The following is a 13393-nucleotide window of genomic DNA, read 5'->3' on the forward strand; positions in this document are numbered from 1 at the left end:
GCCCCGTTACCGGGTAAAGGAGAATCGAAGGACCGCTCATGACCTTTGGCATCGACCTGATCGAGCTGATCCGCACCGTCGGATACATCGGCATCATCGCCATCATCTTCGCCGAATCCGGCTTGTTCTTCGGCTTCTTCCTGCCCGGCGACAGCCTGCTGCTCACCGCCGGACTCCTCGCCGCGCGCGGAGAACTCAACCTGTGGGTCCTGCTCCTGACTCTGACGCCTGCGGCGATTCTCGGCGACAACGTCGGCTACTGGTTCGGCAAGAAGGCCGGCCCGCCGATCTTCAGCCGGGAAAACTCGCTGCTCTTCCGGCGCAAGAACCTGCTGGCGGCCAAGGCGTTCTACGAAAAGCACGGCGGAAAGACGATCACCATCGCGCGCTTCATGCCCTTTATCCGCACCTTTGCGCCGATCGTCGCCGGCGCGGTGGAGATGGAATACCGCCGCTTCATGCTGTTCAACCTGGTGGGCGCGCTGTTGTGGGCGGTGGGGGTCACTCTGGCGGGTTATTTCCTCGGCCAGTCGATCCCGCCCGAGGTCCTGGACAAATACTTCTTGATCATCCTGGCCGCGGTGATTTTCCTCTCGGCGCTTCCGGCCATGATCCACGCCTGGAAAGAGTACCGCCACGAGGTTTGGCACAAAGCCGTGGATATTTGGAACCGCCTGTTCGTCAAGCGCCCGGAGCCCACGGAATAACGCCCGCGAGCCGGGTTCGGGAGAGGTAACGCAATGCCCATCTACACCTACCGCTGCATGGAATGCGGCGTGGAATTCGACCAGCACCAAAATTTCTCCGATCTTCCGCTGACCAAATGCCCGGAATGCGGAAAGAAATCGCTGCGCAAGGTCTTCTCGCCGGCCGGCATTATTTTCAAGGGATCCGGCTGGTACGCCACCGACCACCGCTCGCCCTCCGGGGGAGTGAATTTGCACAAAGACAAGGAAAAAGCCGAAGGCGCTTCTGAAAATAAGGCCGGAAACGCAGGCGCCGGCGGGGAAAAAACCCCCGAAGCCAAAGCCGGCTCTCACGGCCATTCGAAATCGTAGCGGATAGCAGGTCTCCGAAAAAAACCTCCCATCTCCTTGAATTGCATCTCTTAGTAACTGGAATCCAGACAAGCTCTTACAGCGCCAAAAAGAACCTGCGCCACCTCACCCAGCTGTCCCGTTGTGCCCCAGCGTCTTAGTGGTTTCTGGGTGATTTTTCGACCGGCATCAAGCAACGGATAAAAAAAAGAGATCGTCGAAAAACCTTACCCGGCCGGGCCAAAGCCCCGCGCTTGGATACGATCCCCGGCTGCGCCGGGCAAAAACCGCCGGAAAAAGGGGATTCTTACGAATGGAAAATATCCATCCCCTCAAAGCAAAGCGTTCCGGAACGACTTTTTCAGCGATCTTAAAATGTGTTCCGCATCGCCGCGCTCCAACCATTAAGGCGCGAAGCTTTTTTGTCCGGAACGCGGCCTTTTCGGGAAGCGGAAAAACGAGGGATCGGCTTCGCAGGAGAGTTACATCTGAAAGCCGTTGCGGGCGCGGACTACTTTATAGGAGAAATTCTCCACGTAATTCATGAGTTTTTCCGAGATATCCTGCCACTCGCGCGAGGCGAGGAATTCGTTCATCGCTTCCATGCCGGCAGTGATTCCGCCCACCGTGATCTGCGGGCCGTCGCCGTAGGCGGTGTACCACGCATCGGTCGGCTCCACCCCGAGCTTCTGCATCCCCGGCAGGAACTCGCGGACAATGAATTCGAAATATTCCTGCGCCTGCCCCGGAAGGATGTCCCAGGTCATGAGCAGTTTGACCGCGGTCATGCGCCTCGCTTGTGATCCAAGACCACCACGTGGGTTTCCTCCGGAAGCTCCGTCCGGGTGATCTTCAGCGATTCCTGGAGTTTGGGAGAGGCCAGCCCCATTTCCTTGACGAATTTTTGGAGCGTATCCAGCTTCAGGCTGACCTCAGGGGTGCGGTAATGCATCGGCACGACGATCGACGGCTCGAGCAAGCTGATCACCTCCGCCGCCTGCGAGGCGTTTAACCCGCCTCCGCCGCCGACCGGCACCAAGGCCACGGCGACCGCCCCCAGCGCCTCGATCTGCTGCTGGGTGGGAATGTAATCCAAATCGCCCAAGTGGGCCACCGTCAGGCCGTTGAAATCCATCAGGTAGAGGGTGTTGGCGTCTTTGGATTCGGTTTTTTTCTTTTTCCCGGAGGCGTCCGGCGTGTGCCGGGTGGAGATGCCGGTGATGAAAACGCCGCCGATCTCGAACTCGCCCGGCCCGGTGATGACTCGTTTCTCGCCCTTCACCGCCTCGACGCAATTGTGGCCCGGCGCGTCGTGCGAAACGCAGACGATGTCCGCCTTCAGCCGCAACCCCCCGTATCCGACGCTGTCGTCGTAGGGATCGATCGCCACCGAAGCCATGCCGCGTTCCATCAGGCGGAAACAGGAAAGGCCGTACCACACGATTTCCATGAGGACTCCTCTGCGGGTATGGATTATACTCGATGGAAGCGGCCGGCGGACCATCGACCGCCGCCGGTCATGGCGGGGGGATGGGGTTTCGCGCCCGCGGGAAGGTTTTCAGGCGCCCATGAATACAGTCTCGGGCAATCCACCCGTATCGGATTTGACGGCCAAGCCGCCTCCGCTCCTGCCACTCGAAATCGGCGGCGGGCGGGTGTTGCGCCGCCCGTCATCGGCCGGGGCAGACCCCGAGCGGATCACCCTGCGCCTTCCCCCGTCCCGTCTGTACGCCGATGCACAGCTGGACGACACCCAAACCCTCGCGCGCGGATCCTTTTGTTGGAGTCCGCCGCTGCGCCTTTCCGTCCGCGCCCGGGTCTCACCCCCCGAGCCGCGGGGAACCTACGGCTTCGGTTTTTGGAACGATCCGTTTTCAATCTCGCTGGGGATGGGCGGCGCCGCGCGCAAACTTCCGGCTCCGCCGCAATGCGCCTGGTTCTTCCACGGATCCCCGCCCCACGATCTGGCACTGGCGGACGGCGCGCCGGGTTGGGGCTGGAAGGCACAGGTGCTTTCCTTCCGCCGCCTCCCTGCGCCCCTGCTGGCGCCCCTCGCCGCCGGCGGAATCTTGCTGGTGGCCCTGCCGCCCACCCGCCGCCGGGCTTTCCGGCTGGCGCGCCGGTTCTACCGGGCGGAGGAGAAAATCCTCGAAATCGACCCCTCCGTGTGGCATGCCTACGCCCTCGAATGGACCGCCTCCGGAATCCGGTTTTGCGTCGACGGAGCCGAGGCGCTCCGCTCGGGGCTGGCGCCCGCGCCCCCGCTCGGCTTGGTGTTGTGGATCGACAACCAATACGCCGTCGCCTCGGCCGAGAAGGGATTCGGCTTCGGCGTCCTCCCCTTGGAACGGGAACAAACCCTCGAACTCGAGGATCTGCGGATTGAATCGCCCATCCCGGCGTGATAGAATGCGCGGACCTTTTTCCGCCGGCGGAGCGGATCCGCTCCCGCCGGGGCGAGTGCAGGGCGTGAATCCATCGACCGATTTCGACAACCTCTCCCAAATCGTCGGCCGCGTGATGGCGGTGGAAGAAACAATGCTGGGGGGAGCCAAGCAAAACTTCGTCTTCCGCGCCCGCGGGCGGCTGACTCTCCAGAGCGAAGCGGCCTTCCAACAGCTCGCCCGCTCCGTCCAGCCGCTCGGTTTAACCCCCCTTCTGCGCGAGGAAAACGGGCGGCAGGAGATCCTCCTGATCCGGTTGCCCGCGCGCCGCGGCGGCGGCGGCCTGCGCACCAATCTGGTCCTCGGCCTGTTGACTCTCGCCAGCGTGATCTACACCGCGGCGATCAACTCGGTGCCCGCCTCCGCCGTGCCGTGCGAAACCCCGGCCACCCTCGCCGAGGCGTTGCGGTACCAGTGGCAGCTGATCGTGATCCTCACCCGCGAGGGCTTCACCCACCTCGCCGCCGGCCTGCCCTTCGCCCTGAGCTTCCTGGCCGTCCTGGCCTCGCACGAATTCGGCCACTACCTCGCCGGACGCCGCAACGGAACCCGCGTCACCCTGCCGTTCTTCATCCCGCTGCCGCTCGTTAGCCCGTTCGGAACGCTCGGCGCGGTGATCTCGATGCAGGAGCCGCCGAAGAACCGCAACGCGCTGGCGGAGATCGGCATCGCCGGGCCGCTGGCGGGCTTCCTGGTCGCCCTCCCCTTCCTCTTCCTCGGGTTGTCCCTCTCGAAGGTCGAAGCCCTGCCCACCGCTCTGGGAGCCTGCCAAGGATTCACCCTCGAGGGAAATTCGATTCTCTACCTGCTGGCCAAGTGGGCGGTGTTCGGCCGTCCGCTTCCGGCGCCCGCTCACTTCGACGTAGCGCCCGTGCTGTTCTACCTGCGGGCCTTTTTCACCGGCTTCCCCTTTCCGATGGAGGGGGTCGACGTGATCATCCACCCGCTGGCCTTCGGCGCCTGGGCGGGGTTGATGATCACCGGGCTGAACCTCATCCCGGCCGGCCAGCTCGACGGCGGCCATCTGCTCTACGTCCTGCTGGGGAAAAGGACCGGCGCCTTCCTGCCCGTCATCCTATTCGGGCTGATCCTGCTTGGGTGGTTCTGGCCCGGATGGTTCCTGTGGGTGGTGTTGGTCTTCATCTTCGGGCGGACTCATGCCGAGCCGCTCGATACCATCACCCCGCTGAGCCGCCGGCACCGCGCCCTGGCTTTGACCGGCTTGGTCCTCTTCTTTTTAGTCTTCACCCCCATCCCCCTGCAGGTGTTCGGTGCCTGAGGAACCCTTCCGCGACCTGACCCCCGAACAACTGCGCGACCTGATCGCGCAGGGCCGCACGCCGCGGCTGATCGACGTCCGGCCGCCCGAGGAGTTCGCGCTGTGCCGCCTGCCCGGCGCCGAACTGCACTCCCCCGCGCAGATCACCGAATGGAGTCAGACCATCGATCCGGAGGAGGAGATCCTGATTTACTGCCATCACGGCATCCGCAGCCTGCACGCGGTGATGTACCTGGCGGCGCGGGGTTTCACGCGCCTGATGCACCTGCGCGGGGGATTGGACGCCTACAGCCTGCGCGCCGATCCGAGCGTGCCGCGGTATTAACCCATTTTCACCGCAAATGCGCGAAGAACGCCAAGAGTTCATGAGGATAAAACCTTTTTTTCATTATCATCCTTCCCGCTGGAAATGGATGACCGGCTAGGGGCTTTGGGCGAACTGAGCGAAAAATCAAATCCGATATGGAAATCCGGATGGATTCCTCGAAAAAATTTGCACTCTTTGTGCCTTTTACGGCCGCCTAATTCACGCGCCACACGTGGACGACGGGTTTGGCGCCGTCGGCGAACTGCTCCAAGACGTAGAGCAATCCGTTGGCCCGGTCGTAGGCGACGTCTCCGATGCGGCAGCGCCGTTGATCGCCCTCGCCGATCATCTCCACGTCGGTTCCGGAAGGGTTGAAATACAAAAACTCATCGATATCGAGCGCCGCGTACGGCTGGGGTTCCCAGGATTCCATTTCCCCGGCGGCGACCCCGGCCAAATCCGCCGGATCGTAGAAAATCAATTCGGCGTCGAACCGGGTGCTCCACCAGCCGCGTTGGCTGATGCATTCCCCCTCTTCGGCGTCGCAGCAGCCCGCAAAATCCTCCGGCGGACAGATCCGGCCGTCAGCCAGCCGGCAAGTCGGAAAATCCGAAACGTCCGCATCCACGCACGCCAGCCCGGCGCCGGCCGGATGGCGGTAACCGTACCAATATTTCCCGCCGGTGCTCTTCGTTCCGGCGAAGATCACCGCCGTTTTACCCCCAGGGGCGTCCAGCCACGCCCCGCCCTCCCATTCGTCGGGATGCTGATACCCGTTCATGCAGCGGACAATGGCCTCGCTCGCATCCGAGGTCTCGTACAGCAGGAGAACGGTGTCGGCCAGGCGCGCGCCGTCGGCGGGCGCCGCGCCGCCCTCCAGCCACGGCCGGTAGGCGAACAGCGCCGGTCCCATCCCGCCCTGCCCGCCGTCCCGCATCCGCCCGGTGGCGAGGGAACATCCGGAAGCGTGCACGTCCGCCCAAGCGGCGGGGATTTCGAACAGATACCCGTTGACGCTGTAGAGGTTTTCATCGCCGATGAACCAGACCCCTTGCAGATCCGGATCGGCGAGATCGGGCTCGAACCAGGCATGCGAAGGGGCGTCCATCGGCTGAAGGTGTTGGCCCCACGCCAGATGGATCTTGGGCCCGGTGTCCGGATGGTTCAGGTACTGCATCCCGACCTTCGGAATTTCCTCGAGGCCGGTGAAACGCCCGGCGGCCACGTCGGAAAAATCTTGGAGAAAAACGGCGGCCGGCAGATCCTGCGGATCGGCGGCGATCGCCGGCCGGGGAATGCCGATCTCAGCCACCTGGTTCCCGTCCGGCAAGGATCCCCACGCCTGGCGGTCGTGCCCCATGACAAACAGCGAACCGGGAAAGGAGTCGACGCCCTGGGGATCACCGTCGGGATTGAAGGTCATGGCATTTCCGCCGTAGGCGAAGGTTTTCGGCGGCGCATCCCCCCCGGGCAGACGGAAAGCTCCGAGATAAACAAGATCGGCGGGACTAACCAGGTCCGCCGACGGCAGGTTGGAGGCCGCCGGAGCCGGCCGGGATCCTGCGGCCGTCCGGCTTTCCGGCGTGGCGGCCGGCAAACCGGTCCTCCGGATCCCGGATGAAAAGTTGCATGCAACGGAAGCGGCAAACAAGATCCATAAGGAGAACATTTTCCGTCTCATGATTTTATCTCCCCGTGAAAGCGGTTCGTAAATGCCCAATGCATTTTATCCGCTGGATGCGCGATCGGCCAACTTTCCGGCCGCGCCTGGGCGGAACACCTGCGGAATTTTCCCCATTCTCCTTTTGGTATCGGTTTCGTGCCCATATACCGCTCCTCACTCCCAAGGAGCCGCCGCCTCGCCCATGATGGGCAATGAATTGCGGGAATCGTTTGCCATCGGCTGTACCCTCGAAGGGCGTTGCATTCCCAAAAGAAAAAGCCCCGGCGGTTGCCCGCCGGGGCTTTTCGGATTGACAGGTGTGTGATTACTTAACCACAACGACGTTGGAAGCCTGCAAACCCTTGGGTCCCTTTTCAACGGAGAATTCGACCTTCTGGCCTTCTTCAAGGTTCCGATAACCTTCGCCTTGAATGGCGGAGAAGTGCACGAACACATCCTCGCCGCCTTCCCGGGAAATAAAGCCGTAGCCTTTCCCGCCGTTGAACCACTTGACCGTGCCGGTGATGCGCTCAGACATTGTATTTGCCTCCTTTTGGCAAAAACTACTGTGGTAGGACTTCCATCTGTTCCATCGGAGAAGCTGGAACAAAAAGCGGCTCACGGATAGACCGTGAGCCACTGGCGTTTCTGCTTCCAACGTGAACCAACTGGTATCCTACAACGTCAAAGAATAGCATAGTCTGGAATGTCTGTCAAGAGGACCTTCACGGAGGGCGCAACGGACGATCCGTAGGGAACGGATAGAATAGAGGGAAAACAGGATGGCGGAAGATGCACAAAAGGCGCCCGGGCCCGCCCCGGAAAGTCCGTCGGGCGGGGCTTGACCTGCATTTTCCGCTTCCCGCAAGTATCTTGTCTCGTTTAATCCGTTGAATATCTACAGGATTGTGGGGGTGTCATGCCCGCGCCTGCCCTGCGAAGCAGGGGGTATCTGGCGGGGATTTTCGCCTCCCAATCCCTGGATTCCCGCTAAAAACACGCGGCAATGACGACGCGTCTGAAAGGCGAGATTCCAAAGGAAAAATCGTTCTTCCACTCTCCAGACAGCCCTTTAAACCAATAGATTATTGGAAGGATTTTTCGGGAGACAAGGTTAGGCCGGATTTTCTGCCAGCCAGCGCTCGGCGGAGATCGCCGCCGCCACCCCCATCCCGGCGGAGGTCGCCACCTGCCGAAAATCCGGGTCCGCCGCCTCGCCCGCGGCGTAAACGCCCTCGATTCCGGTCCGCATCCGTTCGTCCACCTTCACATAGCCCTTCTCGTCCATAGCCAGTTTCCCCCGGAAGAGCGCGGTATTCGGATCGTGGCCGATGAAGATGAACACGCCGTCGGCCGGCAGGGTTTCGGTCCGGCCGGTGGCGGTGCTGCGCAGCGCGACGCTCTGGACGCGGTCCGGCCCGCGGATCTCTTCGACCACCCTCTCCAACAGAAAACGGATTTTCGGATTCTGCTCCGCCCGGTCGCGGAGGATTTTTCCGGCGCGGAGTTCGTTGCGCCGGTGGATGACCGTCACCTGCGAGGCGAAGCGGGTGAGGAAGATCCCCTCTTCGAGGGCGCTGTCTCCGCCGCCGACCACCAGCACGTTTTTCCCTCGGAAAAAGGCGCCATCGCAGGTGGCGCAATAGGAAACCCCCTTGCCGCTGAACTCCTTTTCGCCGGGGATTCCCAGCCGGCGCGGGCTGGCCCCGGTGGCGATGATCAGCGCCCTGGCGCGGTGGAGCCCCGAATCGGCCGTGACGCGGAACGGGCGGGCCGTCAGATCCACCTCCGTGGCGGAGGAAAAATCGACCTCCGCGCCGAACCGTTCGGCTTGCTTCCGGAACAGCTCAAACAAATCCGGCCCCTGGACTCCGTCCGGAAAACCGGGGTAATTCTCGATCGTGTAGGTCAGCGCAACCTGCCCGCCCGGATCTGGGCCGGCCAGCACCAGCGGGTTCCGGTCGGCGCGTGCGGCATAAACCGCCGCCGCCAATCCCGCTGGACCGCTTCCGAGGATGACGATCTCCCGGTCGCCGCCGGTTTTTCCGCTTCCCGTCGTGTTCATCCGTTCCTCCCGAAGCCGTCCCGGCGGCGCGCTTTCCGTGTTTGCCGAGCCTGCCGCCGGAATTGCGATCGTGATTATACCGAAGTCCGGCTGGAAAATTCACCCCTTCCGGCGGCTTGACCCTCCGGCCAAGCGGTGACAGAATCCCTCCATGCACATCACCGCCTGCGTTTTGGAACTCGGCGTTCCCGGCAGCAAATCGTTGAAGGAAAAACGCGGCCGGATCCAGCCGCTGATGGCCAAGTTGAAAAGCCAATTCGGCCTGGCGGCCGCGGAAATCGCCCGTCAGGATTCGCGGGATTTGGCGACCGTCGGGTGCGTCGCCGTCAGCACCGATCCGGGCCACAACGACCGCGTCCTCCGGTCCGCCCTGCATTGGATCGAAACCCACCGCCCGGACCTGGAAATCCGCGATACGCATTTCGAGCCGCGGTGATGGGGACGGAGTTTGCCGTGGAGGATTTTCATTGAAGGGGTAGGCGGAGGTTTGCCTGAGTACCGGCCCTCCACCGCAGGCATCGCGAACACGGCTTTCCCCAGGAAAATCAGACGGTGCGTGCGGACCGTTCCGGCGGTACGGTAATCGATGGAATGCGGAAATCTGATATTGCATGACGACGAGTAGGCTCAATGGATATCCGTCCATCGCGGATCCGGTCCGTTTGGTTCGTCGCCCTCATCCTGACGCTCTCCTGCGCCCAAACCCGCACGAATCCTCCGCCGGAGACCCCGACGGCGCGGGGGTCGACGCCGACGGGGGCGCTCTCCGCCTCAGCCGACTCTTCCGGAACGATATCCTGTTCGGAGGAAGTAACCGGACCGGTGCCGTCGGAGTATCAAGCCACGTACGCTTCTCTCGAAGCGCGCCTGACGGAGAAACTCGACACCCTGGCCGCCCTGCCGGAATCGTCCGGTTCCGAGCCTTATTTCGGGGCTGAGTTGATCCCCGCCAACGGGAACCGCGGCGACGCGCTGCTGCAACCCAACGCGCTTCCGGCGGTGAACCTTTATCTCGATCGGCTTCAAACGATCGGGGTCACCGGGGTCTCCATTCAGGTCTCGGATCCGCTGCTGACTTCACCCGAGCTGGACAATTTCAGTTATCTGGAATTTTTCCGTCAAGTCGTCGAAGAGGCGCACCGCCGCGGCTTGAAGGTGATGGCGGAAACGGGACCGGCGTTCCCCGATCCGCAATACTCGAAACTGCAAATCGACTGGTCGGGCCTGACCGCGGAGGAATATTTCAGCGACCGGAAACGGCAATTGACGCTGATCGCTTTGGAAATCCGTCCGGATTTTCTCTCGTTGGGCAACGAACCCGAAACCGAACAATTGCTCACCGGGTTGGAGTTTACGCCGGAGGACTACCGCCGGTTCCTGAATTCGGCCGTCGCCGAGATCGGCGGCCTGGAGGGTCTGCAATTGGGCGGAGGAACGGGAAGCTGGGAGGATCCGGCCTACCGGGACGCGTTCCTGCAAACCGAAGGGCTGGATTTCCTCGACACCCATATCTATCCGATCGCCGGGCCGGCAACGGATTTCCTCGACGTCGTGCTGCAATCCGCCCATCTGGCGGCGGCCGCGGGCCGGAAGGTCGTCGTCGGAGAAAGCTGGTTGTACAAAGCCTTGCCCGAGGAACTGGTTTACGGGGCTTCGTATGCGTCGCTGTACGCGCGCGACGTGTTTAGTTTTTGGCAACCGCTCGATATCCTTTTCATCCGGATGATGGTCCGAATGGCGCGCGCCAAAGGGTTCGCGTATCTTTCGTTTTTTTGGTCCGGATACTTCTTCGCCTATTTGGACTACGAACAGACTCCCGCCGGGCTGTCGCCCGTCGAGCTTATCCGGACCCTCAACCAGGCGCAGTACAAGAACCTCGCCGCCGGCGAGTTCACGGCCGTCGGTTGCGCGTACCGCCAGGAAATCCGATCCGCCGAAGGATAACCGGAGCGACCGCCGATGACATCTGCCACCGCCCCCAACGACGCTTTTCCCTCTTCCGGCTCCGAACGGCCGCGCGGTCTTTGGCGCGCCGTTTTGCTCGGCTCCCTGCTGGCCGCCTGGCTGGCGGCGGCTCCCGTGCTCGCCCTGCTGGGCGGAATGCTCGCGTTCGGCTTCATCCCCGGAAGCTTCGCATTCTTCAGTCTGGTCCCGCAAGCCGGCTCTCTTCCGGCGGGTTTGACCGGCTTGATCCTCTGCCTGGCGGCTTTCTTCCTGGAAGCCTGCGTGATTTTCCCGGTCTGGCGGATGACCCACCGCCGCCCAGGCTGGGAGACGGAGCACGCGGCCACCGGCGGCCTTCTGCTCACCGCTTTCTACCTGCTGGGCTGGGGGCTCGCCGGCCTGCCGTTTCCGGAACAGTCGGTTTGGCCGTTCCTCTTGCGGCTCCTCCTGGCGGCGCCCGCTCTGGGATGGATTTTCCGCCCGCTCTCTTCCCTGGCGCCCGCGTCTTTTGCGCGGCGCCATGCCTCCACGCTCCCGCTGGCGCTCGGCGCCGCCGCCATCCTGCTCCTGCCCTGGATGATTCAAGGCGCGCTGGGAACGGTCCGGGAGACCCTTTCCGCGCTCGTCACCGCTCTAGCCTACGGAGTCGGCGAGGAGCTCCTCCTGCGGGGCGTCGTGGCCGCGCTGATCGCGCGCGCCGCCGGCCGGCCGCGCCTCGGCTTTCTGCTGGGCATCTTGATCGGCCTGGCGATGCAGACCGGATACATTCTGCCCCAAGGGGATTGGATCTCCGCCCTGCGCCTGTTCAACACCGTCGCCGTCGGCGTGTTGGCCACCGAGCTGGCCGTGCGCGGATCACTGGGGAGCGCGATCCTGGTCCACACTGCTTTCGAGTTCGGATTCCCGGGCTGGGTGGATCCGCGGATGGAATTCTCGCTCCCGCATCCGGCGGCGCTGGAGAGCGTCGGATTGGTTTACCTGACCGGGATCGCCTTCGCCCTCGTCCGCATCCTCGGCGGCCGGATCCTTAAGCGCCAACCGCCGCCCCTCCGCCTTTCGGTATCGGCCGGGTTCGCCTTCCTCGCCCTGGCCGGCTCGGCCGCCGGGTACGCGGCCAAAGGGAATCCCGGCTTCACCGAGGACGGCTTCCTGATTATCCTTCGCGAACAAGCCGACGTCTCGGCGGCGGCCTCCATCGCGGACAGGGGGCAGCGCATCGAATACGTCTACCGGACTCTGGCCGAAACCGCGGAAACCACGCAGGCTCCCCTGCGGGCCGAGCTCGAGCGGCTGGGGGCGCGTTATCAGCCGCATTACCTCATCAACCTGATCGAGGTCTACGGCCGCGCCGATGGGATGACGGCCTTCGCCTCGCGGCCCGAGGTCCGGGAAGTCATCGTCAATCCGAATGTGCGGACGGTGAACTACAACGAAACCATGGATCTGCTTGTCCTTCCCATTCCCGGACAGGGGATCGAATGGAACATCACCGCCACCGGAGCGCCGCTGGTGTGGCAGGCCGGCGCCGACGGCCGCGGGATCGTCGTCGCCGGAGCCGACACCGGCGTGGATTGGACTCACCCGGCGCTGCAATCGAATTACCGCGGCTGGAGCAATGGTGCGGCCGCGCACGATTACCACTGGTACGATCCGTGGGACGATTCCGCCGCGCCGTGGGACGACCTGGGCCACGGCACCTATACGCTGGGAACGGCGGTCGGGCGGGACGGGGAGGAGAACCAAATCGGGATGGCGCCCGGCGCGCAGTGGATCGCCTGCCGCAACATGCGCTACGGGCTGGGCAATCCGGGAAAGTACCTCTCCTGCATGGAATTTTTCCTGGCGCCCTTCCCGCACGGGGGCGATCCGTTCCGCGACGGGCGTCCGGACCTCGCGCCGCACGTGGTCAACAATTCCTGGAGCTGTCCGGCGCGGGAAGGCTGCGGCGCCGATACGCTCGCGGCGGCCTTGCGCAACCTGCGCCTGGCGGGCATCATGATGGTCGCCGCAGCCGGCAACGAAGGCCCCGCCTGCGCCACCGCCGGCGACCCGCCGGCCAACTCGGGCGACGTCTTCACCGTCGGAGCCAGCGACGAAAACGATTCGCTGGCTTTCTTCTCCAGCCGCGGGCCCTCCGGGAGCCTCGTCAAGCCCGATATCACCGCCCCCGGCTGGATGGTCCGCTCCTGCATCCCCGGCGGCCTGTACAGCATCTCCGCCGGAACTTCGATCGCCGCGCCGCACGTAACCGGGGCGGTCGCGCTGTTGTGGTCGGCCTTCCCCGAGCTCGTCGGGCAGATCGAGCGCACGGAGGAAATCCTGCGCAGCTCGGCCCATCCGGTGGCGGCCGGACAATTCTGCGGCTTTCTGGAAAGCCGGGGGACGGAATGCCTGTGCGGCGCGGATACCAAATCGGGGATCCCCAACAACAGCTACGGATACGGGATGCTGCGGGTGGATACGGCGTTCAGCAAAGTATTATCCTAGAACGCCATTGGCCGCACACGGCGGAAAAGGCAAAAAAATATGCTGACTGCTTAGCCTGATACAGGCATCGGTAAAATTACTCAAATCGAGTAGGGAGCGGTGACTGGCCGCTCCCTCTCACACCACCGGACATGCGGGTCCGCATCCGGCGGTTCGCAAAAGAGAAC

Annotated in this window: 13 protein-coding genes; 8 read left to right on the forward strand and 5 right to left on the reverse strand. The window is 63.4% G+C overall.

The window, feature by feature from the left end; all coding sequences use genetic code 11:
- Window positions 1–38: 38 nt before the first annotated feature.
- A complete protein-coding gene (locus JW929_14435; GenBank protein ID MBN1440602.1) occupies window positions 39–707 on the forward strand; it encodes a VTT domain-containing protein in 669 nt (222 codons plus the stop codon).
- Between the two features lie 33 nt (window positions 708–740).
- The gene (locus JW929_14440) at window positions 741–1058 is read left to right on the forward strand and encodes a zinc ribbon domain-containing protein (protein MBN1440603.1); all 318 of its coding nucleotides are present in this window, start codon (window positions 741–743) and stop codon (window positions 1056–1058) included.
- A gap of 461 nt (window positions 1059–1519) precedes the next feature.
- On the opposite strand, the gene JW929_14445 is transcribed toward JW929_14440, so the two are convergent.
- Entirely contained in the window at window positions 1520–1825 is a 306-nt protein-coding gene (locus tag JW929_14445) for a hypothetical protein (protein ID MBN1440604.1), read from the reverse strand.
- Window positions 1822–2487 (reverse strand): MBL fold metallo-hydrolase, encoded by a 666-nt coding sequence (locus tag JW929_14450; GenBank protein ID MBN1440605.1) that lies wholly within the window; start codon window positions 2485–2487, stop codon window positions 1822–1824. The genes JW929_14445 and JW929_14450 overlap by 4 nt, the downstream gene beginning before the upstream one ends.
- 118 nt (window positions 2488–2605) lie before the next feature.
- Between JW929_14450 and JW929_14455 the strand changes: the two genes are divergently transcribed.
- The 3 genes from JW929_14455 to JW929_14465 all read left to right on the forward strand — a co-directional run bounded on the left by JW929_14455 (window position 2606) and on the right by JW929_14465 (window position 5085).
- Window positions 2606–3442 carry a hypothetical protein gene (locus JW929_14455; GenBank protein ID MBN1440606.1) on the forward strand — a complete coding sequence of 279 codons (837 nt, stop codon included), beginning with the start codon at window positions 2606–2608 and terminating at the stop codon, window positions 3440–3442.
- A 64-nt stretch (window positions 3443–3506) separates the two neighbouring features.
- Window positions 3507–4760, forward strand: a complete 1254-nt coding sequence (locus JW929_14460) for a site-2 protease family protein (GenBank protein ID MBN1440607.1) — start codon at window positions 3507–3509, stop codon at window positions 4758–4760.
- On the forward strand, window positions 4753–5085 hold the full coding sequence (locus tag JW929_14465; protein ID MBN1440608.1) for a hypothetical protein: 333 nt from the start codon (window positions 4753–4755) through the stop codon (window positions 5083–5085). Before JW929_14460 ends, JW929_14465 begins: the two co-directional genes overlap by 8 nt.
- Before the next feature lie 196 nt (window positions 5086–5281).
- On the opposite strand, the gene JW929_14470 is transcribed toward JW929_14465, so the two are convergent.
- The 3 genes from JW929_14470 to trxB form a co-directional block, all read right to left on the reverse strand.
- A complete protein-coding gene (locus tag JW929_14470; protein MBN1440609.1) occupies window positions 5282–6664 on the reverse strand; it encodes a hypothetical protein in 1383 nt (460 codons plus the stop codon).
- A gap of 391 nt (window positions 6665–7055) precedes the next feature.
- Window positions 7056–7268, reverse strand: coding sequence for a cold-shock protein (locus JW929_14475; GenBank protein MBN1440610.1), 213 nt, complete (start codon window positions 7266–7268; stop codon window positions 7056–7058).
- Between the two features lie 576 nt (window positions 7269–7844).
- On the reverse strand, window positions 7845–8795 hold the full coding sequence (gene trxB, locus JW929_14480; GenBank protein ID MBN1440611.1) for a thioredoxin-disulfide reductase: 951 nt from the start codon (window positions 8793–8795) through the stop codon (window positions 7845–7847).
- A 151-nt stretch (window positions 8796–8946) separates the two neighbouring features.
- Here trxB and JW929_14485 point away from each other — a divergent pair, with 151 nt between their 5' ends.
- The 3 genes from JW929_14485 (at window position 8947) to JW929_14495 (ending at window position 13226) form a co-directional block, all read left to right on the forward strand.
- A complete protein-coding gene (locus JW929_14485; GenBank protein MBN1440612.1) occupies window positions 8947–9231 on the forward strand; it encodes a DUF503 domain-containing protein in 285 nt (94 codons plus the stop codon).
- A gap of 194 nt (window positions 9232–9425) precedes the next feature.
- Entirely contained in the window at window positions 9426–10739 is a 1314-nt protein-coding gene (locus JW929_14490) for a hypothetical protein (GenBank protein ID MBN1440613.1), read from the forward strand.
- Between the two features lie 15 nt (window positions 10740–10754).
- Complete coding sequence (locus JW929_14495; protein ID MBN1440614.1) at window positions 10755–13226, forward strand: S8 family serine peptidase; 2472 nt, start codon at window positions 10755–10757, stop codon at window positions 13224–13226.
- Window positions 13227–13393: the final 167 nt, after the last annotated feature.

The organism is Anaerolineales bacterium (assembly GCA_016928575.1).
In the GTDB taxonomy this organism is placed as follows: Bacteria; Chloroflexota; Anaerolineae; order Anaerolineales; family RBG-16-64-43; genus JAFGKK01.

What these genes read in the sequence shown, in the direction of transcription:
- JW929_14435 (MBN1440602.1), top strand. Translation starts at nt 39, where the DNA reads ATGACCTTTGGCATCGACCTGATCGAGCTGATCCGCACCGTCGGATAC.
- JW929_14440 (MBN1440603.1), top strand. Translation starts at nt 741, where the DNA reads ATGCCCATCTACACCTACCGCTGCATGGAATGCGGCGTGGAATTCGAC.
- JW929_14445 (MBN1440604.1), bottom strand. Translation starts at nt 1,825, where the DNA reads ATGACCGCGGTCAAACTGCTCATGACCTGGGACATCCTTCCGGGGCAG.
- JW929_14450 (MBN1440605.1), bottom strand. Translation starts at nt 2,487, where the DNA reads ATGGAAATCGTGTGGTACGGCCTTTCCTGTTTCCGCCTGATGGAACGC.
- JW929_14455 (MBN1440606.1), top strand. Translation starts at nt 2,606, where the DNA reads ATGAATACAGTCTCGGGCAATCCACCCGTATCGGATTTGACGGCCAAG.
- JW929_14475 (MBN1440610.1), bottom strand. Translation starts at nt 7,268, where the DNA reads ATGTCTGAGCGCATCACCGGCACGGTCAAGTGGTTCAACGGCGGGAAA.
- trxB (MBN1440611.1), bottom strand. Translation starts at nt 8,795, where the DNA reads ATGAACACGACGGGAAGCGGAAAAACCGGCGGCGACCGGGAGATCGTC.
- JW929_14485 (MBN1440612.1), top strand. Translation starts at nt 8,947, where the DNA reads ATGCACATCACCGCCTGCGTTTTGGAACTCGGCGTTCCCGGCAGCAAA.
- JW929_14490 (MBN1440613.1), top strand. Translation starts at nt 9,426, where the DNA reads ATGGATATCCGTCCATCGCGGATCCGGTCCGTTTGGTTCGTCGCCCTC.
- JW929_14495 (MBN1440614.1), top strand. Translation starts at nt 10,755, where the DNA reads ATGACATCTGCCACCGCCCCCAACGACGCTTTTCCCTCTTCCGGCTCC.